Source organism: Micrococcus sp. CH7, assembly GCF_001595485.1.
Lineage (GTDB): Bacteria > Actinomycetota > Actinomycetes > Actinomycetales > Micrococcaceae > Micrococcus > Micrococcus luteus.
The window spans coordinates 117,020-139,637 of the sequence record NZ_LOSQ01000004.1 but is presented as its reverse complement, the minus strand read 5'-3'; the positions used below and the strand labels follow the sequence as shown (position 1 = coordinate 139,637).

21 protein-coding genes are annotated in these 22,618 nt (G+C 72.2%); 14 read left to right on the top strand and 7 right to left on the bottom strand.

Features of this window, described 5'->3' with window-relative positions; translation table 11 throughout:
- Positions 1-7 precede the first annotated feature (7 nt).
- The 9 genes from AUV08_RS01945 (at position 8) to AUV08_RS01905 (ending at position 12,156) form a co-directional block, all read left to right on the top strand.
- Complete coding sequence (locus AUV08_RS01945; RefSeq protein WP_061867047.1) at positions 8-1,867, top strand: ABC transporter family substrate-binding protein; 1,860 nt, start codon at positions 8-10, stop codon at positions 1,865-1,867.
- Positions 1,868-2,029: 162 nt separating this feature from the next.
- Positions 2,030-3,550: an ABC transporter permease gene (locus tag AUV08_RS01940; RefSeq protein ID WP_061867046.1), complete on the top strand. Its 1,521-nt coding sequence runs from the start codon at positions 2,030-2,032 to the stop codon at positions 3,548-3,550.
- 5 nt (positions 3,551-3,555) lie between these two features.
- Positions 3,556-4,746 (top strand): ABC transporter permease, encoded by a 1,191-nt coding sequence (locus AUV08_RS01935; protein WP_061867176.1) that lies wholly within the window; start codon positions 3,556-3,558, stop codon positions 4,744-4,746.
- Positions 4,743-6,623 (top strand): ABC transporter ATP-binding protein, encoded by a 1,881-nt coding sequence (locus AUV08_RS01930; protein WP_061867045.1) that lies wholly within the window; start codon positions 4,743-4,745, stop codon positions 6,621-6,623. The genes AUV08_RS01935 and AUV08_RS01930 overlap by 4 nt, the downstream gene beginning before the upstream one ends.
- Before the next feature lie 148 nt (positions 6,624-6,771).
- A complete protein-coding gene (typA, locus tag AUV08_RS01925; RefSeq protein WP_061867044.1) occupies positions 6,772-8,682 on the top strand; it encodes a translational GTPase TypA in 1,911 nt (636 codons plus the stop codon).
- Positions 8,675-9,241: a hypothetical protein gene (locus tag AUV08_RS01920; RefSeq protein WP_061867043.1), complete on the top strand. Its 567-nt coding sequence runs from the start codon at positions 8,675-8,677 to the stop codon at positions 9,239-9,241. The genes typA and AUV08_RS01920 overlap by 8 nt, the downstream gene beginning before the upstream one ends.
- Positions 9,238-9,564: a ferredoxin gene (fdxA, locus tag AUV08_RS01915; protein ID WP_002855160.1), complete on the top strand. Its 327-nt coding sequence runs from the start codon at positions 9,238-9,240 to the stop codon at positions 9,562-9,564. The genes AUV08_RS01920 and fdxA overlap by 4 nt, the downstream gene beginning before the upstream one ends.
- A 5-nt stretch (positions 9,565-9,569) precedes the next feature.
- Positions 9,570-10,721, top strand: coding sequence for a succinyldiaminopimelate transaminase (gene dapC, locus AUV08_RS01910; RefSeq protein ID WP_061867042.1), 1,152 nt, complete (start codon positions 9,570-9,572; stop codon positions 10,719-10,721).
- A 148-nt stretch (positions 10,722-10,869) separates the two neighbouring features.
- Positions 10,870-12,156, top strand: coding sequence for a citrate synthase (locus AUV08_RS01905; protein ID WP_084776539.1), 1,287 nt, complete (start codon positions 10,870-10,872; stop codon positions 12,154-12,156).
- 96 nt (positions 12,157-12,252) lie between these two features.
- On the opposite strand, the gene AUV08_RS01900 is transcribed toward AUV08_RS01905, so the two are convergent.
- Positions 12,253-13,248, bottom strand: coding sequence for an endonuclease domain-containing protein (locus tag AUV08_RS01900; RefSeq protein WP_230297307.1), 996 nt, complete (start codon positions 13,246-13,248; stop codon positions 12,253-12,255).
- Positions 13,249-13,515: 267 nt separating this feature from the next.
- Positions 13,516-14,481 (bottom strand): 2,3,4,5-tetrahydropyridine-2,6-dicarboxylate N-succinyltransferase, encoded by a 966-nt coding sequence (gene dapD / locus AUV08_RS01895; RefSeq protein WP_061867041.1) that lies wholly within the window; start codon positions 14,479-14,481, stop codon positions 13,516-13,518.
- A 69-nt stretch (positions 14,482-14,550) separates the two neighbouring features.
- Here dapD and dapE point away from each other — a divergent pair, with 69 nt between their 5' ends.
- The gene (dapE, locus tag AUV08_RS01890) at positions 14,551-15,687 is read left to right on the top strand and encodes a succinyl-diaminopimelate desuccinylase (RefSeq protein WP_061867040.1); all 1,137 of its coding nucleotides are present in this window, start codon (positions 14,551-14,553) and stop codon (positions 15,685-15,687) included.
- Positions 15,688-15,778: 91 nt separating this feature from the next.
- Here the strand turns inward: dapE and AUV08_RS01885 are convergent, their stop codons facing one another.
- The 4 genes from AUV08_RS01885 to AUV08_RS01870 form a co-directional block, all read right to left on the bottom strand.
- Positions 15,779-16,666, bottom strand: a complete 888-nt coding sequence (locus tag AUV08_RS01885; protein WP_061867039.1) for an amino acid ABC transporter permease — start codon at positions 16,664-16,666, stop codon at positions 15,779-15,781.
- Entirely contained in the window at positions 16,663-17,343 is a 681-nt protein-coding gene (locus AUV08_RS01880; RefSeq protein ID WP_036316476.1) for an amino acid ABC transporter permease, read from the bottom strand. The genes AUV08_RS01885 and AUV08_RS01880 overlap by 4 nt, the downstream gene beginning before the upstream one ends.
- Positions 17,344-17,448: 105 nt before the next feature.
- The gene (locus AUV08_RS01875; protein WP_041105310.1) at positions 17,449-18,342 is read right to left on the bottom strand and encodes a glutamate ABC transporter substrate-binding protein; all 894 of its coding nucleotides are present in this window, start codon (positions 18,340-18,342) and stop codon (positions 17,449-17,451) included.
- Positions 18,343-18,389: 47 nt separating this feature from the next.
- Positions 18,390-19,124 carry an amino acid ABC transporter ATP-binding protein gene (locus tag AUV08_RS01870; protein ID WP_179288613.1) on the bottom strand — a complete coding sequence of 245 codons (735 nt, stop codon included), beginning with the start codon at positions 19,122-19,124 and terminating at the stop codon, positions 18,390-18,392.
- Between the two features lie 178 nt (positions 19,125-19,302).
- Here AUV08_RS01870 and AUV08_RS01865 point away from each other — a divergent pair, with 178 nt between their 5' ends.
- The 3 genes from AUV08_RS01865 to AUV08_RS11680 all read left to right on the top strand — a co-directional run bounded on the left by AUV08_RS01865 (position 19,303) and on the right by AUV08_RS11680 (position 20,798).
- Positions 19,303-20,106, top strand: a complete 804-nt coding sequence (locus AUV08_RS01865) for a TIGR00730 family Rossman fold protein (protein ID WP_061867038.1) — start codon at positions 19,303-19,305, stop codon at positions 20,104-20,106.
- Positions 20,103-20,447, top strand: a complete 345-nt coding sequence (locus AUV08_RS01860; RefSeq protein ID WP_061867175.1) for a hypothetical protein — start codon at positions 20,103-20,105, stop codon at positions 20,445-20,447. Before AUV08_RS01865 ends, AUV08_RS01860 begins: the two co-directional genes overlap by 4 nt.
- Before the next feature lie 180 nt (positions 20,448-20,627).
- Positions 20,628-20,798, top strand: coding sequence for a DUF3117 domain-containing protein (locus AUV08_RS11680; RefSeq protein ID WP_002855133.1), 171 nt, complete (start codon positions 20,628-20,630; stop codon positions 20,796-20,798).
- A 78-nt stretch (positions 20,799-20,876) separates the two neighbouring features.
- On the opposite strand, the gene AUV08_RS01855 is transcribed toward AUV08_RS11680, so the two are convergent.
- Positions 20,877-21,527: an O-methyltransferase gene (locus tag AUV08_RS01855; protein WP_036316483.1), complete on the bottom strand. Its 651-nt coding sequence runs from the start codon at positions 21,525-21,527 to the stop codon at positions 20,877-20,879.
- 196 nt (positions 21,528-21,723) lie between these two features.
- Between AUV08_RS01855 and AUV08_RS01850 the strand changes: the two genes are divergently transcribed.
- Positions 21,724-22,590 carry an anti-sigma factor gene (locus AUV08_RS01850; protein ID WP_061867036.1) on the top strand — a complete coding sequence of 289 codons (867 nt, stop codon included), beginning with the start codon at positions 21,724-21,726 and terminating at the stop codon, positions 22,588-22,590.
- The last annotated feature ends 28 nt before the right edge of the window (positions 22,591-22,618 follow it).

The following is a 22,618-nucleotide window of genomic DNA, read 5'->3' as shown; positions in this document are numbered from 1 at the left end:
ACCTTCCATGAAGTACACGAAGCTCTCCGCTGCCGCGGCCCTGGCCGCCGGCTCGGCCCTCATCCTCTCCGCGTGCGCCCCGGGCGGCGGCAATGCAGGCGACTCCAGCAGCAACGGCTCCGGCGCCAGCCAGGGCGGCGACTCGGGCGCCGGCAACGTCATCGAAGGGGACAAGGGCCAGAAGCTCACCGCCGAGGCCTCCGGGCCGGAGCTGGCCGACCTGGGCGACGTCGAGACCCAGGACGGCTCCATCGCCTACTCGGTGGGCGCCGATGACTTCCTGTCCTACAACGGCCTGCAGTCGAACACGTACACCACGTACAACTCGGCCGTCGTGGACCGCATGTTCTCGTCCTTCTGGTACTTCGGCACCGACGGCTCGATCATCCCGAACAAGGACTTCGGCACGTACGAGAAGACCTCGGACGACCCGCTGACCGTGAAGTACACCATCAGCGACGACGCCAAGTGGTCCGACGGCACCCCCGTCACCGCGGGTGACTTCATCTTCCACTGGGCCGCGAACAACGACACGGTCAAGGCGGAGGGTTCCGAGACCCCGCTGTTCGACTCGATCTCCTTCGAGCAGGGCAAGTACATCCCGGAGGCGCCCGAGGGCGAGGCCGACGGCAAGGAGTTCACCGTCACCTACCCGGAGCCCTACGCGGACTGGGAGATCCTCATCAGCACCGCACTGCCGGCGCACATCGTCGCCAAGGAGGCGGGCATGAGCTTCGAGGAGCTCGTCACCGCTGCGAAGGAGAAGGACGTCGAGGCGCTCACCCCGGCGGCCGAGTTCTGGAACGACGGCTGGGACTTCAGCCCCGGCGAGCTGCCGGACGCCTCGCTGGTGCCCTCCATGGGCCCCTACAAGTTCAAGGACGGCGGCTGGCAGGCCGGCCAGTCCATCACCCTCGAGGCCAACCCCGAGTACTGGGGCACCCCGGCGGCCACCAAGGAGCTCGTCCTCCGCTTCGCCGACCCCAAGACCCACGTGCAGGCCCTGCAGAACGGCGACCTCGACGTCATCGAGCCGCAGGCCACCGTGGACACCCTCCAGCAGCTCGAGGGCCTCGGCGACGACGTCAACGTCCAGACCGGTGACCAGCTGACCTGGGAGCACGTGGACTACAACCGCGGCGAGGGCTCGGTCTTCGCCGACTCCCCGGAGCTGCGCGAGGCCTTCGCCCTCTGCCTGCCCCGCCAGCAGATCGTGGACAACCTGATCAAGCCGATCTATGCGGACGCCCAGGTCATGAACCTGCGCGAGGTCTTCCCCTTCCAGGACAAGTACCAGGAGGTCGTGGACGAGGCCTACCCGAAGGAGATGGACGAGCCGAACATCGAGAAGGCGAAGGAGCTCGTCGAGAAGTCGGGCGTCTCCAAGCCCACGGTCCGCCTCGGCTACCAGGCCGGCAACCAGCGTCGTACCGAGACCGTCGCGCTCATCAAGAGCTCCTGCGACCAGGCCGGCTTCGACGTGCAGGACGCCAACTCGCCGGTGTTCTTCAAGGAGGTCATGCCGGCCGGTGACTACGACGCCGCCCTCTACGCCTGGGCCGGCTCGGGCCAGAAGGCCTCCGGCGCGAACATCTACCAGTCGGACGGCGCTCAGAACCAGCAGAGCTACAACAACCCCGAGGTGGACGCGGCCTGGGACAAGCTCGCCACCTCGCTGGACGAGAACGAGCAGCTGGAGCAGGTCAAGACCATCGAGAAGCTGCTCTGGGAGGACTTCCAGGCCATCCCGCTGTACGCTCACCCGGGTCTGGTCGGCCACAAGGCCGACGTCGCCAACGTGCGCGACACCGCCGCCCAGTCGGGTGCGCTGTGGAACGTGGAGCAGTGGGTCCGCGTCCAGGAGTGACGACCCGCTGACCTCTGACCCGGCGGTCCGCCTCCCGCGGACCGCCGGCGTCGGGATCGAGGACAGAGCCCGGCCGGGCCCCGGCCGGGCTCTGGCCGTGAACCGCGGCGAACCCGCACCCCTCCCTTTCCCTTGCACTCGCACGGAAGGTCACCCCCTGTTGTGCTGAAATTCATCCTCAAGCGCCTCGGCAGCTCCCTCCTGGTGCTGTTCGGCGCGTCGATCCTGCTCTTCTTCCTCGTGGCCCACTCGGGTGACCCCCTCCAGGACCTGCGAGAGTCACAGAACCCCAACCGCGAGACCCTCATCGCCGCCCGCACCGCGTTCATGGGGCTGGACCAGCCCTGGTACGCCCGGTACTGGGACTGGCTCCAGGGCATCGGCGGCTGCGTCACCGGTCAGTGCGACCTCGGCCTCAGCCGGAACGGTCAGTCCGTCGGTGACCTGCTGAGCAACGCCGCGGCCTCCACGCTGCGCCTCGTGGTGCTCGCGACCGTCCTGGCGATCATCATCGGCATCGCGATCGGCATCGTCACCGCGATCCGCCAGTACTCCGGCCTCGACTACGTGGTCACGTTCCTGATCTTCCTCTTCTTCTCGCTGCCCGTGTTCTGGGCGGCCGTGCTCCTGAAGGAGTACATGGGGATCCGGTTCAACGACTGGATCCGCAGCCCCGAGCTGAACTGGCCCCTCCTCATCGGGGCCGCCGTCCTCGCGGGCCTGGTCCTGCAGGCCGTCATGGCGGGCGACCTCAGGCGGCGCGCCTTCACGTTCGGCGCCACCGCCGCGTTCATCCTGCTCGCCGGCTGGGTGCTGTTCGCCGTCGACTTCTGGCGGCATCCGCAGATGGGCCCGGTCGTGCAGCTGGTCATCGGCCTCGCCGCCGCCGTCGGCGCCACCGCGGTGATCTCCGGTCTGCGCAACCGATCGGTCCTCAAGGCCGCCCTGGTCACGGCCGTCATCGGCCTCGTCGCCTACTACGCCACCTACGGCCTGCTGTGGCGGACGCCGTCCGCGCTGCTGCTGGCCGGCCTCGGCGTCATCCTCGTGCTGGTGGCCATCCTGGTGGGCCGCCTGCTCGGCGGCTTCTCCAAGGGCTCGGCCGTGTCCGCCTCGCTGGTGACCGCCCTGATCATGGGCGTGGCGATCGTGGCGGAGCACCTGATGAACTACTGGCCGACCTTCCTGAAGATCAAGCCGCGCCCGATCTCCACGATCGGCTCGGGCACCCCGAACCTGGACGCCCACTTCTGGGTGGTGTTCCTGGACCGCGGTGCGCAGCTGCTGCTGCCCACCATCCTGCTGACCATCATCTCGGTGGCCACGTACTCGCGGTACACGCGCTCCTCCATGCTCGAGGTCTCGCGCCAGGACTACATCCGCACCGCGCGCGCCAAGGGCCTGCCGGAGCGCCAGGTGATCCTCAAGCACGCGTTCCGCAACTCCCTGATCCCCATCACCACGATCATGGCCTTCGACTTCGCCGGCCTGATCGGCGGCGCCGTGATCACGGAGCAGGTGTTCGGCTGGAAGGGCATGGGCGAGCTGTTCGCCACCGGCCTGCGCGACGTGGACCCCATGCCCGTGATGGCGTTCTTCCTCGTGACGGGCACCGCCGCCGTGCTGATGAACCTCGTGGCGGACGTGCTCTACGCCGTCCTCGACCCCCGGATTCGAGTGTGAGCCAGATGACCACCAACAACTCCTCGACGACGGGCGCGCAGCTCGACGAGAAGCAGATCTTCGACCTCGCGGAGGCGGAGGACGCCAAGCTCCGCGCCAAGGCCGGGAAGTCCTACTCCCAGGGCGCCCTGGTCCGCAAGCGGTTCTTCCGCCACAAGGCGGCGATGATCTCCCTGATCGTGCTGGTCTTCATCACGCTGATGGCGTTCTCCTCCATCGGCTTCGCCGGCATCCCCGGCTGGTGGGACAAGTCCTACACGGCCGCGGCCTCTGTGGTGAACGGCGGTCGCCCGACGCTCTCGCTCGTGCCGCAGGCCTTCGGGGGCGAGGGGATCCGCTGGGGCGAGCACCCCTTCGGCCAGGACACCACGGGCAAGGACTACTTCGCCCTCGTGATGCGCGGGACCCAGCAGTCCATGATCATCGCGGCCATCGTGGGCCTGCTCTCCACCGTGATCGGGGCGATCGTCGGCGCCGTGTCCGGGTACTTCGGCGGCTGGGTCGACTCCGTGCTGATGCGCCTGACCGACCTGATCATCGTCATCCCGCTGCTCGTGCTCGCCGCGGTGCTCGGCCAGATGGCCAGCGGCATGAAGATGGGCATCCTCCCGCTCGCGGTGGTGCTCGGCCTCGTGTCCTGGACGTCCCTGGCCCGCCTCGTGCGCGGCGAGGTCCTGTCCCTGCGCGAGAAGGAGTTCGTGGCGGCCGCCGTCGCCATGGGCGCCAAGCCGGGCCGCCTGATCTTCAAACACCTGCTGCCCAACACGATCGGCGTGATCGTCGTGAACGCGACGTTCGCCATCGCGGGCGCGGTGCTGCTGGAGACCTCGCTGTCCTTCCTCGGCTTCGGCGTGAAGGCGCCGGACTCGTCCCTGGGCCTGCTCATCTCCGACTACCAGAACGCGTTCACCACCCGTCCGTGGCTGTTCTGGTGGCCCGGCATGATCATCCTCGCGATCGCCCTGTCCGTGAACTTCCTCGGCGACGGCCTGCGCGACGCCTTCGACCCGCGCCAGGGCGCGGGCGCCCACCGCAGGCCCCGCTTCTTCGACCGCCGCGCGGCCGCCACCGAGGCCGGTGCGACGACGGCGGGCGGTCTGGCCGCGGCCCCGACGGCCGGCCGGATCGAGGCCCCCGTGGAGGAGGCCGGCGGATCCGCACGGGTCTCCGACGCGGACGAGGACGGTCAGCGATGAGCGCGAACGACAAGAAAGGCCGATCCATGTTCGGCAAGAAGAACGAGAACGACGTGACCGCCGGCGGGCAGGGCTCGCACGCGGCGTCGTCGGCCGATCTCGAGGCGCGCGGCGCCGCCGTGCCCGGCTCCTCCGGCGCCGGCGGCGTGCCCCCGGGCCCCGCGACGAGCGCGATGGGCGTCGTGGCCCGCCACGACGACCTGGGCGGCGAGCCGGTGCTCGCCTTCCGCGACGTGGACGTGAAGTTCGCGACCGAGTTCGGCGAGGTGCACGCGGTCAAGGGCGTGACGTTCGACGTCAAGCCCGGCGAGGTCGTCGCCCTCGTGGGCGAGTCCGGCTCCGGCAAGTCCGTCACGAGCGCCACCGCCATGGGCCTGCTCCCGGGCAATGCGGACATCACCGGCTCCGTGAAGCTGGCCGGCCGCGACGTGCTCACCATGACCCCGGGGCAGCTGCGCGACATCCGCGGCGACGAGGTGGCGATGGTGTTCCAGGAGCCCATGACGGCCCTGAACCCCGTCCTCACCGTGGGCGACCAGCTCACGGAGGCCCTCGAGTTGCACGGCATCGCCTACGGCACCGAGGCCGACAAGCGCGCCGTCGAGCTGCTCACCATGGTGGGCATCCCCGACGCCGCCACCCGGCTCAAGCAGTACCCCCACCAGTTCTCGGGCGGCCAGCGCCAGCGCATCGTCATCGCGATGGCGATCAGCTGCTCGCCGAAGGTGATCATCGCGGACGAGCCCACCACGGCGCTCGACGTGACGGTCCAGGCCGAGATCCTGGAGCTGCTGCGCTCCCTGAAGAACAAGATGAACACCGGCATCCTGCTCATCACGCACAACATGGGCGTGGTGGCGGACATGGCGGACCGGGTGTGCGTGATGCTCCACGGCGAGCTCGTGGAGCAGGGCTCGGTGCACCAGGTGCTCCAGCACGCCCGGCACCCGTACACCCAGAAGCTGCTCTCGGCGGTGCCGCGCCTCGGCGAGCCCCTCGAGGTGGCGGAGCCGGAGCCGGTCACGGCCACGCAGACGCAGGCCCGGTATGCGATCGAGGCGGAGAACCTCCACCTCGAGTACGACCACCGCGGCAAGAAGAACCGCGTGGTCCACGACGTCAGCTTCCAGGTGGCCCCGGGCGAGATCCTGGGCCTGGTGGGCGAGTCCGGCTCGGGCAAGTCCACCATCGCCAAGTCGGTGCTCGGCCTGCTCACCATCGCGGAGGGCTCGCTGCGCATCCAGGGCCACGACCTGGCGACGATGCCCAAGGCCGAGCAGCGCGCCCTGCGCAAGAACATCGGCGTGGTCTTCCAGGACCCGGCGGCCTCGCTGGACCCGCGGTTCCCGATCGGCGACATCATCACCGAGCCGATGGTCGTGCACAAGGTGGGGGACCGGCGCTCACGCCTGGCCCGCGCGGAGGAGCTGCTGGACGCGGTGCGTCTGCCGCGCTCCGTGGTGAACCGGTACCCGCACGAGCTCTCCGGCGGTCAGCGCCAGCGCATCTCGATCGCCCGCGCCCTGACCCTGGACCCCCAGGTGCTCATCGCGGACGAGCCGACCTCGGCCCTGGACGTGTCCGTCCAGGCCGCCGTGCTGGACATGTTCGCGGAGCTGCAGCAGCGCTACGAGTTCGCGTGCCTGTTCGTGTCCCACGACCTCGCGGTGGTGGACATGCTGGCCCACAAGGTGCTCGTCCTCAAGGACGGCCGCCAGGTGGAGCAGGGCCCCACGGAGGAGGTGCTCCACCGTCCGAAGGAGGAGTACACCCGTCGCCTCCTGGCGGCGGCGCCCGTGCCGGACCCGGACCAGCAGGCGGAGCGTCGCCAGGAGCGCCGCGAGTTCCTCGCCTCCCTCGGCGAGGGCGTCTACTGACGGCTCGGGCCGGCGGCGGGCCCGTCCCGCCGCCGGCCCCGGGCCCACCGGCCCGCCCGTCCACGGCGGCCCCTGCGCGTACAATCGCACGGGGGCCGCCGTCGTCGTGTGCCTCCACCCCTTTGATGTCGAACCGGACAGGACGCCCATGACCTCGACCGAAACCCGCCGCTCCGATCTGCGCAACGTGGCCATCGTGGCCCACGTGGACCATGGCAAGACCACGATGGTGGACGCCATGCTGCGCCAGACCGGTGCCTTCAACACGCACGGCGACGTCGCCGAGCGGGTCATGGACTCCGGGGACCTGGAGAAGGAGAAGGGGATCACGATCCTCGCGAAGAACACCACGGTGTTCTACTCCGGCCCGTCCGCCCCCGAGGGCGAGACCGTCACCATCAACGTGATCGACACCCCCGGCCACGCCGACTTCGGCGGCGAGGTGGAGCGCGGCCTGTCCATGGTGGACGGCGTCGTGCTGCTCGTGGACTCCTCCGAGGGCCCGCTGCCCCAAACCCGCTTCGTGCTGCGCAAGGCCCTCGCGGCCAAGCTGCCCGTGATCCTCGTGGTCAACAAGACGGACCGCCCGGACGCGCGCATCGACGGGGTCGTCTCCGACTCCATGGACCTGCTGCTCGGCCTGGCCTCGGACCTGGCCGAGGAGGACCCGGACCTGGACCTCGACTCGGTGCTGGACGTCCCCGTCGTCTACGCCTCGGGCAAGGCCGGCCGCGCCTCCCTGACCCAGCCCGCCGACGGCGCCCTGCCGGAGGCCGAGGACCTCGAGGCCCTCTTCAACGTGATCATGGAGCACATCCCGGCCCCGTCCTACACCGAGGGCGAGGTCCTCCAGGCGCACGTCACCAACCTGGACGCCTCCCCGTTCCTCGGCCGCCTCGCGCTGCTGCGCATCTTCAACGGCACCCTCCGCAAGGGCCAGCAGGTCGCGTGGGCCCGCCAGGACGGCGCCCTGAAGACCGTGAAGATCACCGAGCTGCTGGCCACCAAGGGCCTCGAGCGCGTGCCCGCGGAGGAGGCCGGCCCGGGCGAGATCGTCGCCGTCGCCGGCATCGAGGACATCATGATCGGCGAGACCCTCACCGATGCGGAGAACCCGAAGCCGCTGCCGCTGATCACGGTGGACGACCCGGCCATCTCCATGACCGTGGGCATCAACACCTCCCCGCTGGCCGGCCGCGTCAAGGGTGCCAAGGTCACGGCCCGCCAGGTGAAGGACCGCCTGGACAAGGAGCTGATCGGCAACGTCTCGCTCAAGGTGCTCCCCACCGAGCGCCCGGATGCGTGGGAGGTGCAGGGCCGCGGCGAGCTCGCCCTGGCCATCCTCGTCGAGCAGATGCGCCGCGAGGGCTTCGAGCTCACCGTGGGCAAGCCGCAGGTGGTCACCCGGACCGTGGACGGCAAGGTCCACGAGCCGATGGAGCGCATGACCATCGACATCCCCGAGGAGTTCATGGGCGCGGTCACGCAGCTCATGGCCGCCCGCAAGGGCCGCATGCAGGAGATGTCCAACCACGGCACGGGCTGGATCCGCATGGAGTTCCTGGTTCCGGCCCGCGGCCTGATCGGCTTCCGCACCCGCTTCCTCACCGAGACCCGCGGCGCGGGCATCGCCTCCTCCTACGCGGCCGGCTACGAGCCGTGGGCCGGCGAGATCGAGTACCGCACCAACGGCTCCCTCGTGGCCGACCGCGCGGGCTCCGCCACGCCGTTCGCCATGATCAACCTGCAGGAGCGCGGCACCTTCTTCGTGCAGCCGGGTGCCGAGGTGTACGAGGGCATGATCGTGGGCGAGAACTCGCGCGCCGACGACATGGACGTGAACATCACCAAGGAGAAGAAGCTCACCAACATGCGTGCGGCCTCCTCCGAGTCGTTCGAGGGCCTGACGCCCCCGCGCCGGCTCACCCTCGAGGAGTCCCTCGAGTTCGCCCGCGAGGACGAGTGCGTGGAGATCACCCCCGAGGACATCCGCATCCGCAAGGTCGTCCTGGACGCCAACGAGCGCCTGAAGGCCGCGCGCGCCCGCGCCCGTGCCTGACCGCCCCCGCCGACGCGCCCGGCCCGCCGACGTGGTGGGCGGGGCGCTGCTCGGCGTCGTCGCCGGCGCGCTCGGCACCGCCGTCCATCTGAACCTGGCCTCCCTGCCGGGCGGCTGGGCCCTGCCCTGGGGGGCGGTGCTGGCGCTCGTGCTCGTCGGCTCGACGCAGCGCTGGTGGATGGTCCGACGCGCGGGCCGCGGCGGGCGAGCCCTGCCGGCGGGGGCCGCGGTCGTCGCCGGCGCGTTCACCGCCGTCCTGGCCCTGCAGCGCCTGCCGGTGGACGACGCCCTGGGGGTGTCCTGGACGGCCGGCCTGTGGGCGGCGGCGCCGGGCGCCGTCGTCGCCTCCGTGGCCTGGAACGTCGGCCAGCCGGCGCTCGGCCTGGTCCTGCTGGCCGCGGGCCGGCGGCTGGACCGCCGACCCGCAGAGGCCGCCGACGGCGCCACGCGCCCCCGCCGGGCGACTGTGACCGCCCGCGAAACGCGTCCGGGGGAGCGAGTACCCTGGACCGCAGCCCCGCAACCCCGTGCCCAGAGAGAGGTGGACGGTCAGCCATGACCTACGTGATCGCGTTGCCGTGTGTGGACGTCAAGGACAAGGCGTGCATCGACGAATGCCCCGTGGACTGCATCTACGAGGGTGAGCGCATGCTCTACATCCACCCGGACGAATGCGTCGACTGCGGTGCGTGCGAGCCGGTGTGCCCCGTCGAGGCCATCTACTACGAGGACGACACCCCCGACGAGTGGGCCGAGTACTACAAGGCCAACGTCGAGTTCTTCGACGACCTGGGCTCCCCGGGCGGCGCCGCCAAGCTGGGCATGATCGCCAAGGACCACCCGATCATCTCCGCCCTGCCCCTGCAGAACGCCGACGCCTGAGCCCCATGCTGACGCTGCCGGACTACCCGTGGGACACGCTCACCCCCTACCGCGAGCGTGCCGCCGCCCACCCGGACGGCGTCGCGGACCTGTCCATCGGCACGCCGGTGGATCCGACGCCGGCGCTGATCCGCCGGGCCCTCACCGAGGCCGCCGACGCGCACGGCTACCCGACGACGCACGGCACGGACGCCCTGCGCCGCGCGGTCGTCGACTGGTACGCCCGGCGACGCGGGGTGTCCGGGCTGGACCCGGCGGCCGTGGTGCCCACGGTCGGGTCCAAGGAGTTCATCGCATGGCTGCCCACGCTGCTCGGGCTGGGCGCAGGCGACGTCGTCGTCCACCCCGAGGCCGCCTACCCCACCTATGCGGTGGGCGCACTGCTGGCCGGGTCGGAGGCCGTGGCCGCGGACGACCTCGACGCCCTGGCGCCCGAGGTGCGTGAGCGGGTGCGCCTCGTGTGGACCAACTCGCCGGCCAACCCCACCGGCGCCGTGCTGGACGCGGCGGCGCTGCGCCGCACGGTCGACGCCGCCCGTGCCGTGGGCGCCCTGGTGTGCGGGGACGAGTGCTACGCCGAGCTCGGCTGGGACGCGTGGGACGGGGCCGTCGTGCCCTGCATCCTGTCCGACGAGGTCTCCGGTGGCGACCTGACGGGCCTGCTGAGCGTCTACTCGCTGTCCAAGCAGTCCAACCTCGCCGGCTACCGCGCCGCGTTCGCCGCGGGGGATCCGCAGCTCGTGGCGCCCCTGGTCAACACCCGCAAGCACGCGGGCATGATCGTGCCCGCCCCGGTGCAGCACGCGATGGCCGTGGCCCTGGCCGACGACGCGCACGTCGCGGAGCAGAAGGACCGCTACCGCCGCCGTCGGGACGCGCTGCGCACCGCGCTGGAGGTCTCCGGCCATGCCGTGGACCACTCCGAGGCGGGGCTGTACCTGTGGACCCGGCGGGCGGACCTGGACCCGGCCGACGCCACGGCGCAGGACTCGTGGGACCTGCTGGGCGAACTGGCGGACCTGGGCATCATCGCCGGGCCCGGCGTGTTCTACGGTGCCGGCGGCGACGGCTACGTCCGCGTGGCGATCACCGCCACGGACGAGGCGGTCGCCCGGGCCGCGGCGAGACTCACCGCCCGCGGGCCGCGGACCGGCTGAGCCGGGGCCGAGGGCCGTCGTCGGGGGAAGCGACCGCGCGCCCCGGGCCGGTCCTTGATAGTTTGGAGCAGAGTCGTCCCCGTGTGGGCGCACCCACACGGGCGCGCGAACCCGGGCCATCGAGAAGACAAGACGAGGGAGCACACCCGTGACCCATCACGAGTCCGTCCGGCTGACCGTCGGCGAGCAGAGCCTGGACCTGGGCGTCGAGCACGCCACAGAGGGCAACAACGGCATCAACATCGCCCCGCTCCTGAAGGAGACCGGCGACGTCACCTACGACCCGGGCTTCATGAACACGGCGAACGCCAAGTCGGCCGTCACGTTCATCGACGGCGACCAGGGCATCCTGCGCTACCGCGGCTACGCCATCGAGGACCTCGCCGAGCACTCCTCCTTCATGGAGGTGGCCTACCTGCTCATCTACGGCGAGCTGCCCGAGTCCAAGGAGACCCTGGAGGCCTGGGAGACCAACATCCTGCGCCACAACATGGTGCACGAGGACCTCAAGCTGTTCTTCAACGGCTTCCCGCGGGACGCGCACCCCATGCCGGTGCTGTCCTCCTCCGTGTCCGCGCTGTCCACGTTCTACCCGGACTCCCTGGACCCGCACGACCCGGAGCAGGTCCACATCTCCACCGTGCGCCTGCTCGGCAAGCTGCCGGTGCTGGCCTCCTACGCGTTCAAGAAGTCGCTGGGCCAGCCGTTCATGTACCCGCACAACTCGCTGAACTACGTGGAGAACTTCCTCCGCCTGTGCTTCGGCGTGCCGGCCGAGGAATACGACATCGACCCGGACGTGGTCAAGGCCCTCGACCTGCTGCTCATGCTGCACGCCGACCACGAGCAGAACGCCTCCACCTCCACGGTGCGCCTGGTCGGCTCCACCCAGGCCAACCTGTTCGCCTCGGTGTCCGCCGGCATCAACGCCCTCTACGGCCCGCTGCACGGCGGCGCCAACGAGGCCGTGCTGAACATGCTCCGGAAGATCAAGTCGGAGGGCATCACGCCCGAGGACTTCATGGAGAAGGTGAAGAACAAAGAGGACGGCGTCCGCCTGATGGGCTTCGGCCACCGCGTGTACAAGAACTACGACCCGCGGGCCAAGATCATCAAGAAGACCGCCGAGGACATCCTGGGCAAGATGGGCGGCAACGACGAGCTGCTGGAGATCGCCCAGCGTCTCGAGGAGAAGGCCCTCGCCGACGACTACTTCGTGGAGCGCAAGCTCTACCCGAACGTCGACTTCTACACCGGCGTGATCTACAAGGCCATGGGCTTCCCGGAGAAGATGTTCACCGTCCTCTTCGCCCTGGGCCGCCTGCCCGGCTGGATCGCCCAGTGGCGCGAGCTCATGGAGGACCCGGCCGCCAAGATCGGCCGTCCGCGCCAGATCTACGTGGGCGAGCAGCTGCGCCAGTACCCGCAGCGCTGACCCGGGGGCGCTGACCCTGCGTTGGGGGGCGGTTTCGGGTGGTATTCCGACGGAATACCACCCGAAACCGCCCCCAATGCGTTCGCCGGAGCGTCTTCATGTCGAGGCGGAGTGGCCGAGGCGGCGTCGGACCACCGCGACGACGCCACGGAAGTCCTCGCGCCCATCGGCCCAGGTGACGCGGAGCGTCGTCCAGCCGCGCGCCTGCCCGTAGCGGTCCCGGCGGGCGTCGCGCGCCTGCTGCTCCCGCGTGCGGTGCCCCGCACCGTCGTACTGCAGGGCCAGGCGCACGTGACGGTAGGCCACGTCGGCCACGGGGGAGAAGGGGTCCCCGGGCTCAATCGCGGCCTGCAGCTCCGGCTCCGGCAGCCCGCCGGCCACGAGGGCGAGGCGCAGGCGGGTCTCGGGCGGCGAGTCCGCCCCGACGCGAACGGAATCCAGCGCCTCCCGGGCGGCCGGGCGGCCATGGAAGCGTCCGGACGCGCGCAGCGCGGACCGCAGCGCGGCGATCGTGGTGGCCGGATCCGTCCGGCCCGCGGGCGTCCACGGGTGCCTGACGGCGTGGTCGCCGGCGGCCACGAGGTCCTCGAACGTCCACGGGGGCGTCAGGGAGCACAGGTCCAGCCAGGTGCGATCGACGGTGGTGACGCGCAGGCCGTGCACGTGCGTGACGAACTCGGGCGCCAGCGGCCTGCGGTGGTCCATCAGCCCGGCCCGCCGGACGCGTCGTGTCCCCCGAGCCACGGTGAGGTGCACCGGCGGGTCGGCCTCGAGCTCGCCCGTCGCCGGGTCGCGCCGCCGCCAGGCTCGCGCGGGCATCGGCAGGCCGTGCAGGTGGGCCGCGGTCTCGTGGGAGAGGACGGCATCCGGGCGCCGGCGCAGAAGCGCGGCGAGGTGATCGGGGGAGAAGCCGTGCCCGGGCTCGGTCAGGCCCAGGTCGGCCCAGCCCGTGCCAGGACGTGCCCGCTGCCGGTGGAAGCCCTGCCCGACCCGCTCCAGGTCCGACCGGCGGGCGCGGTCGGGCGGCAGCCCCAGTCGGGCCAGGTCCGTGGCCAACAGCACGGCGGGCTGGTCGGGCGGCAGAGGAGTCACGACGCGCGGCATGCACCCATCGGACGACGCCGGCGGGGCGCCCGGGGCGCGCTGGCCGCGGCACGGGGACGACGCGCGGGGCGGGCGCTGCTGTGCAGGAGCCGACGGCCCGCGCCGCGTGCCGCCGTCGTCGTCTTCCCGCCCCCGGGCCGCCGGGGAGTTCCGGGGGCGATACTGGGCGTTATCCCGGCGGGATACCACCGGATATCGCCCCCAAACGCGGCGGCAAGCGGGAAGGGTCGCGGGCCGCGGGCCGGCCGCGCCGGGTCAGTTCGCGTGCAGCGCCGCGTTCAGTTCGACGGTCCGGCCGGCGCGGGGGAGGGCCTCGACCCCGCCCGTGGTGGAGTTGCGGCGGAACAGCAGGTTCGGCACGCCGGAGAGGTCCACGGCCTTCACGGTCCGCGCCGCCTCGCCGTCCTGCAGCACGCTCACGCGCGTGCCGGCGGTGACGTACAGACCGGCCTCGACCACGCAGTCGTCGCCGACGGAGATGCCCACGCCGGAGTTCGCGCCGAGCAGCACGTGCTCGCCGATCACGATCCGCTGGGTGCCGCCGCCGGAGAGCGTGCCCATGATGGACGCGCCGCCTCCGACGTCGGACCCATCGCCCACCACGACGCCGGCCGAGATCCGGCCCTCCACCATCGAGTGCCCCAGGGTGCCCGCGTTGAAGTTCACGAAGCCCTCGTGCATCACGGTCGTCCCCTCGGCCAGGTGGGCGCCCAGGCGCACCCGGTCCGCGTCGCCGATGCGCACCCCGGAGGGCACGACGTAGTCCGTCATGCGCGGGAACTTGTCCACGCCGTACACCTGCACGGCGCCGCGGGCACGCAGCCTCGCCCGCGTCAGCTCGAAGTCGGCGACCGCGCAGGGTCCGTGGTTCGTCCACACCACGTTGGTGAGCAGCCCGAAGACGCCGTCGAGGTTGAGCTCGTTCGGCCGCGCCAGGCGGTGCGAGAGGGCGTGCAGGCGCAGCCACGCGTCCGCGGTGGAGGCCGGGGCGGCGTCCAGGTCGACTTCCAGCTCGACGACGGCCTGCGTGGTCCCGCGGTCCGCGTCGTCCGCGGCGAGGGCGCGCAGGGTGTCGCGCAGCGAGGCGTCCGCGGCGGAGAGCGGACCGGTCACGGGGGCGGGGAACCACACGTCCAGGACGGCGCCGTCGGCGGCCGTGGTGGCCAGGCCGTGGCCGGAGACGAGACGGGGGGAGGGCTGCTGTGCAGCGGTCTGGGTCATGCGCCTCAGCCTACTGAGCGGCCGGGGCCCGCTGCAGGGCGGCGGGAGGCGCGTCCGTAGACTGGACACATGAGTCTCACCCCCAACACCCTGCCCGACCTCGCCGATCCGGACCTCGACGTCGCGGCGCTCACCGCCACCCTGCTGGACGTGCGCTCCGTCTCGGGGGAGGAGGGGCCGCTGGCCGACGCCGTCGAGCAGGCCCTGTGCGCCCTCGGCGGCCTCGAGGTGCGGCGGTTCGGGGACGCCGTCGTCGCCCGCACCGCTCTGGGGCGGCCGACCCGCGTGATCCTGGCCGGGCACCTGGACACGGTGCCCCTGCCCACCGTGCCGGGCTCGCGCGGGACCGTGCCCGCGGCGTGGGACGGGGACGTGCTGTATGGCCGCGGGGCCGTGGACATGAAGTCCGGCGTCGCCGTGCAGCTGGCCCTGGCCGGTCGCTTCGGCCGCGAGGACGGCCCCACGCCCGTGCACGACGTCACGTGGGTGTTCTACGACCACGAGGAGGTCGCCTCGGACCTCTCGGGCCTCGCCCGCGTGGCCCGCCAGGCCCCCGAGCTGCTGGAGGGCGACTTCGCGGTGCTGCTCGAGCCGACCGACGGCGTCGTGGAGGGCGGCTGCAACGGCACGTGCCGGTACCGCGTCACCTTCCCCGGTGTCGCGGCGCACTCGGGCCGCGCCTGGCGCGGCGACAACGCGATCCACAAGCTGGCCCCCGTGCTCACCGCCCTGGCGGCGTACGAGCCGGCCACGGTCACGGTGGAGGGCCTGGAGTACCGCGAGGGGCTCCACGCGATCCGCGTGACCGGCGGCGTCGCGGGCAACGTCATCCCGGACGAGGCGTCCGTGGACCTGAACTACCGGTTCGCTCCGGACAAGACCCTCGAGCAGGCCCACGCGCACGTCCGCGCGGTGCTGGAGGGGGCCGGCGTGGACTGGGACGCCCAGGTGCGGATCGACGACGCCTCGCCCGCCGCCCGCCCCGGTCTGGACCGGCCGGCCGCCGCCGCGTTCGTCGCCGCCGTCGGGGGAGAGCCCCAGCCCAAGTACGGGTGGACGGACGTGGCGCGGTTCTCGCAGCTGGGCGTGCCCGCGGTCAACTTCGGCCCCGGCGACGCCCTCCTGGCCCACACGGACGACGAGCACGTGCCCCGCGAGGCGGTCCACGCGTGCCTCGCGGCGCTCGCGGCCTGGCTGGCCGGCTGACCCGACGACGTCGGCCGCCACCGGCCACCGGCCACCGGCCGTCGGCCGCCGCCACCCGCCGGACCCGCGGGCCCGCCGCGGCTCCGCCGGGTCAGGCCGCCGTGGCCGTGGACGCCCCGACGAGCGGGGTCGTGGGGGTGCTGGCGTCGCCGGCCGTCCGCGACGACAGCCGGCGCGAGAGCCGGGTGGCCGCCCAGGTGAGGAGGAAGTTGATGACGATGAAGATCACCGCGGCCACCACGAGGGACTGCAGGATGTTGCCGTTGCCGGAGCCGAGCTGGCGGGCGTACTGCAGGAGTTCGAAGAAGCCGATGAGGTAGCCCAGCGCCGAGTCCTTGAGGATCACCACGAACTGGCTCAGCAGTGAGGGCAGCATGGCGATGAGGGCCTGGGGCACCTCCACGAGCCGCAGGGACTGCATGCTCGTCATGCCCACCGCCGCGGCCGCCTCGCGCTGGCCGCGCGGCAGCGAGCGCACCCCGGAGCGCACCAGCTCCGCGATCACGGACCCGTTGTACAGGGTCAGCGCCGCGATCACCGCGTAGTACGGGCCGTCCTGGGGCTGGATCGCCCCGGTGCGCGCGACCTGCGCGAACAGCTGGTAGAAGAACACCATCATCACGAGCACCGGCACGGCCCGGAAGAACTCGACGACGACGGCGGCCAGCCAGCGCATCGGGCCGAACGGGGCCAGCCGCAGGAAGCCGAACACCAGGCCGAACACCACGGAGGTGACCACGGCGATGCCCGCGGACTGCAGGGTGAACTGCAGGCCCGGCAGGTAGTAGTTCCGCCACGCGTCGCCGTCGACGGCGGCCAGCCAGCGGCGGCCGGAGAGCTGGCCGGTGGCGTTCATCTGGATCAGCACGAGCACCGCCACGACCAACACCGCGGCGAGGGAGACGAGGTTGGCGAGGAGGATCCGCCGGCGGGCGATCGGACCCGGGGCGTCGAAGAGGACGGAGGCCTGGGCACTCATCGGGCCACCGCCCACTTCTCCGAGGCCCACGTGGTCAGCAGGCCGATGGGGATGACGATCAGGCAGAAGCCGATCGCGAAGGTCAGGAAGATCGCCACCATCACGTCCGGGCTGAACTCGATCATGCGCTTCATCAGGCCCGAGGCCTCCGCCACCGACGCCGCGGCGGCGACGGTGGTGTTCTTGGTCAGCGCGATCACGGTGTTGCCGAGCGGGGTGATGGCCCCGCGCAGCGCCTGGGGCAGGATCACGTGGCGGGCCGCGGGCAGGAAGCCCAGGCCGATGGAGCGGGCGGCCTCGGCCTGCCCGAGCGGGACGGTGTTGACGCCGGAGCGGATCGCCTCGCACATGAACGCCGCGTGGTAGAGCGAGAGCGCGATCACGGCGTAGATGAAGAAGTTCAGCGTGAAGTCGGACGAGAAGCTGACCTTCAGCTGCCCCCAGACGGCGAGCACGCCGAGCAGCATGATGATCGTCAGCGGGGTGTTGCGGACCACGTTGACGTAGCCGGTGCCGAGGGCGCGCAGCGAGGGGACGGGCGAGATGCGGAACAGGGCGAGCACCACGCCGAGGGCGAACGAGCCGAGGGTCGCGAGGAACGCGAGCCTGATGTTCGTCCAGAACGCGAGCGGGATGTCCGCGCCGTAGTCCGCGAGGAGCGAGGAGATCGATTCCATGTCTTCTCCGAGGGTCGGGACAGGGCTGACGGGCAGGGGAGCCGCCGGGCGGGCCGAGGGTGACGGTTCAGGTCACGCCCTCGGCCCACCCGGCGCAGGAGGCCGTCAGGCGCAGGGCTCGAACTCAGCGTCCTCGCCGGAGTTCAGCGTCTCGTCGTAGGTGTAGCCCGTGCCCTCGGTGTTGGACTCGAGGGCCTTCTTCCACTCGCCGGAGTCCTTCATCTCCTTGATCGCCTCGTTGATGTCCTCGCAGCGCTCCGAGTCCTTCGGCAGGCCGACGCCGTAGCGCTCCGTGGTGAAGGTGTTGCCGACGACCTTGAACTTGCCCTTGTTGGCGTCGGCGGCGGCCAGGCCCGCGAGGATGATGTCGTCCGTGGTCACGGCGTCCACCTGGCCGGACTCGAGGTAGGTCACGCATTCGGCGTAGCCGCCCTGCTCCACCAGGTTCACGCCGGAGGCGAACTGGTCCTTGATCTTCTGGGCCGAGGTGGAGCCGGTGACGGAGCAGAGGTTCTTCCCGTCGAGGGACTCGGGGCCGGTGATCGCGGTGTCGTCCGCGCGGACCAGCAGGTCCTGGCCGGCCACGAAGTACGGGCCCGCGAAGGCGACGCGCTCCTTGCGGGCGTCCGTGATGGAGTACGTCGCGAAGATCATGTCGACCTCGCCGTTCTCCAGGGCGTTCTCCCGGTTCGCAGACGGGGTCTGGACCCACTCGATGTCCTGCTCGGCCACGCCGAGCTTGTCCGCCACGTAGCGGGCCACGTCCGTGTCGAAGCCGGTGGGCTGGGCCGAGCCCTCGCGGTAGCCCAGGCCCGGCTGGTCGAACTTGATGCCGATGCGCAGGCTCTCGCCGGAGCCGGACGACGTCGACTCGCCGGCCGAGGACGAGCCGGCGGCGTCGCCACCGCCGCCCTGCGAGGACGACGGCGCGCAGGCGGTGAGGGACAGCGCGGCCGCGGCGGTGACGGCGGACAGGGTCAGGAGCTTCGTGCGGAGCATGGTGCTCTCCTCTGGTTCGGTGCGGTGGGGTGCGACGGGTGACGGGGTCAGTGCGCGAGGATCTTGCCCAGGAAGTCCTGGGCACGCTCGTGTCGGGGGTTCGTGAAGAAGGTGTCGGGGTCGGTGTCCTCGAGGATGGCGCCGTCGGCCATGAAGACCACGCGGTCCCCGGCCTTGCGGGCGAAGCCCATCTCATGGGTGACCACGACCATGGTCATGCCGCCCTCGGCGAGCTGGACCATGACGTCGAGGACCTCCTGCACCATCTCGGGGTCGAGGGCGGAGGTCGGCTCGTCGAAGAGCAGGGCCTTCGGCTCCATCGCCAGGGCACGGGCGATGGCCACGCGCTGCTGCTGCCCGCCGGAGAGCTGGGCCGGCATCTTCCTCGCCTGCTGGGCCACGCCCACGCGCTCGAGCAGCTCCATGGCGTGCCGCTCGGCGTCCGCCCGGCGCTTGCCCTTCACCTTGATGGGCCCGAGGGTCACGTTCTCCAGGATCGACTTGTGCGCGAAGAGGTTGAAGGACTGGAAGACCATGCCGATCTCGGCGCGCAGCTGGGCGAGCTGTCTGCCCTCGGTGGGGAGCGGCCGCCCGTCGATCAGGATGCGGCCGCCGTCGTCGTCGATGGTCTCGAGCCGGTTGATCGTGCGGCACAGCGTCGACTTGCCGGAGCCGGACGGGCCGAGGACGATCGCCACCTGGCCGCGCGGGATCCGCAGGTCGATCTGTCGGAGGGCGTGGAAGTCGCCGAAGTGCTTGTTGACGCCCTCAAGGACGATCAGGTCATCGCCCGCGGCACCGCGACGGCGCCGCACACCGGCCTCGTCGGGGAGGTGGGCGCCGTGGGGCTGCTCAGGCGTGATCTGCGTCATGCCAGTGGAATATAGCGCACGCCACACCCGGCGCGGTGCGCCGTGCGACGCCGGCCCCGGCGGCCCGCCGGCTCGTTAGGCTGGCGCCATGGCCCCACATGAGCACCCCTCGGGCGGCGACGTCGCCGCCAAGCCCCAGCGCGTCCGCCGCGGCGGGCAGGTCCTGCGCGGGGAGGCGGCGCGCACCCCCACGTTCGACCAGCTCCTCCTCGACGGCCGGCGGCCCGGCGACGCCGCACGCCCCGCCGCCGACGTCGCCTCGACGACGTCCGAGGCCTGGCGTGTCCTGCGCATCCAGGCCGAGTTCGTCGAGGGCTTCGGCACTCTGGCGGGGCTGGGTCCCGCGGTCTCCGTGTTCGGCTCGGCGCGCACGCCCGAGGGCAGCGCCGAGTACGTCCTGGCCCACGAGGTCGGGACCCGCCTGGCCCGGGCCGGGTACACGGTCATCACCGGCGGGGGGCCCGGCGCCATGGCGGCCGCCAACCGGGGCGCCCACGAGGCCGGTGGAGAGTCCGTGGGCCTGGGGATCGACCTGCCGTTCGAGACCGGTCTGAACCCCTGGGTGCACGTGGGCGTGGACTTCCGCTACTTCTTCGTCCGCAAGGTCATGTTCCTCAAGTACGCGCAGGGCTTCGTCGTGCTGCCCGGCGGCCTCGGCACCCTGGACGAGCTCTTCGAGGCCCTCACCCTCGTGCAGACCGGCACCGTCACCCGCTTCCCCGTGGTCCTCGTGGACCGCGGCTTCTGGGGCCCGCTCGTGGACTGGATCCGCGGCACGCTCGTGGAGCGCGGCATGATCTCGCCCGAGGACCCGGACCTCGTCCAGCTCGTGGACACGGCCGAGGAGGCCGTCGCGTGCGTGCTCTGCTCGGCGGGGAGGGCCGACACGTGAGCGGGCCGCAGTGGATCGTCCTGGTGGCCGTGCTCGTCGTCGTGCTGGCGGCCCTGGCCGCCGCCCTCGCGGGCCGGCTCACGCTCCGGGCCGGCGACCCGGCCGGACGGACGCCCGGGCACCCCGTGCTGCTGCCCGAGCGGCCGCGCGCGGCGGATGTGGACCTGCTGCGGCTGGCCGTCGCGGTGCCCGGCTACCAGCGGGACCAGGTGGACGCCGTCCTGCTGCGGCTGCGGGACGCCCTCGCGGAACGTGAGGACGAGGCGACCGCGCTGCGGGCCCGGGTGGCCGAGCTCGAGGCCGCCGACCCCTCCCGGGGCGATCCGGCGGGGCGCGCCTGAGTCGCGGGCCGGGCTCGGTGCGGGCCATCGTTTGGCGCGAGCACGCGGAATCCGCGATAATGGTGATGTGACCGGCCTCGCGCACGCCCGCGTGCGGGGGCGCCGGAGGCGTCCGGTCAGTGCCCGCTCCCGCGGTCACCGGACGCCGTGACGGGAACATCATCCAGAAGGGAAGTCGCAATGGCCGCCATGAAGCCCCGCACCGGGGACGGTCCCATGGAAGTGACCAAGGAGGGGCGCAGCCTGATCATGCGCGTGCCGATCGACGGCGGCGGCCGTCTCGTGCTGGAGATCAACGCGGACGAGGCCCGCGAGCTCAAGGAGTGCCTCGAGGGCGTCATCCAGGCCTGAGCCCGGACCCCTTCGACGCGGACGCCCCGCGCACCGTGACGGTGCGCGGGGCGTCCGCGTCCCCGGCGACGCCGCGGATCAGCGGCGCACCGCGATCAGCACGCCCGTGCCGGAGGGGACGACGGCGGACAGCCAGTGCTCGTCCTCCCGGATGAGGCGGTCCACCGCCCGGGCGGACACGGTGGACTCGTCGCGCACGGCGGGCCGGGGAACGCGGTCGCCGTCGAGGGCGTCCACCACGACGAGCACGCCGCCGGGGGCGAGCATGCGCGCGGCCTGCTCGACGTCGAACTGACGCGCGGCCGGGTCCCCGTCCACCAGGACCATCTCGTAGGCGCCGCTCGTGAGCCGGGGGAGGACGAGCCGGGAGCGCCCCGTGATCATGCGGGTGCGGCTCGTGGGCAGGCGGGCCTCCGAGAACGCCTCGCGGGCCGCACGCTGGGCCTCCGCGTCCGGATCGACGGTGGTGAGGACCGTGCGCTCGGGCAGACCGCGCATCAGGGCGAGGCCCGAGACGCCGGCGCCCGTGCCCACTTCCACGACCGCCGCGGGGGCACGCGTGGCCGCCAGCACCGTCAACAGGGCCGCCGTCCCCTCGCTCACCGGCGGCACGTCCAGCTCGGCGGCGCGCTCGCGGGCGCGCAGGACGACGTCGTCCTCGGTGGCCCGGCTCTCCGACCAGGCCCAGGACGCGTGCTTGTCGGTGGGCTGGGGCTGCAGGGCGCTCATGGCTGACTCCGGGACGACGACGGCGGGACCTCGCCCGCGGCACGGGCGACGCGGGCCAGTGTACGGGCCGGCACGCGGCCGCGACCCAGTGTTCTCCCAGGAGGCGGGCCGATGATGGGACACGGCACGAACCGGCTCCCGCCGTGCGGGAGGCCGTTCGCCGGACCGAGGACGCGAGGACCGAGGAGGTGGCCGCATGGGACGTCGACACACCCAGCGCCACATGGACGCCTACCTCGAGGGCTCCCTCCCCGCCGCGTCCCGGGCGCGCATCGCCCGCCACCTGGACCGCTGCCCCGAGTGCCGCGCCACCGTCCAGGCCCGGGCCCGCGTGCTCGACGCCGCCCGCACGGTGCACCAGCGTCCGGCCGGCGCCGTCGTCGCCCCGGTGCTGCGCGCCCGCGGCGTCTCCGGCCGCCTGGTGGTGGGGCTGCTGACCTTCGTCGTCCTGCTCGGCGGGCTGTTCACCGCGGTCTGGGTGGCCGGCGCGCCCCGCACCACGGCCCAGCGCACGGCCCCGACGGACACCGTCGCCCTGCCGGCGGCCGGGACCGCGTCGACGGACCGGCGCGGCACCGTCGCGGAGCTGCGGGGTCAGGGCTGGACGGTGCCCTCCCTCGTGGGGGCCGGACTGGAGCCGCTCACCGTGGACACCACCCAGACGGCCGAGGACGTGGAGGTCGTCGTCGGCTGGGGCCGGGACGAGCCGACCGTGACCGTCCGCGAGTGCCGACCCCGGATCGAGGGAGCCACCCCGGAGGGCTGTGCCTCGACCGCGCCCCTGAGCACGGGGGCACAGGAGCGTCGGCTGGCCGGCGGCGGCGTCTACCGGATCGTCCCGGCGGGGGAGCAGGACGGCTGGACGGCCGAGCTGACCACGCCCCAGGCCGCCTACCGCGTGGAGGCCAGCCTGCCGGACGAGCGCGCCGACGCGGTCCTCACCCACCTGCTGGTCTCCGAGCGGGCACGGGTGCTCGAGCTGGGCGGCGGCGACGCCGTCGAGGAACGCCTCGAGCGAGGCCTCGAACGCATCGCGGACGCCGTGCCGCGCCCCCGCGGCTGAGCCGCCCCGCCCCCGCGGCTCCGGGCTG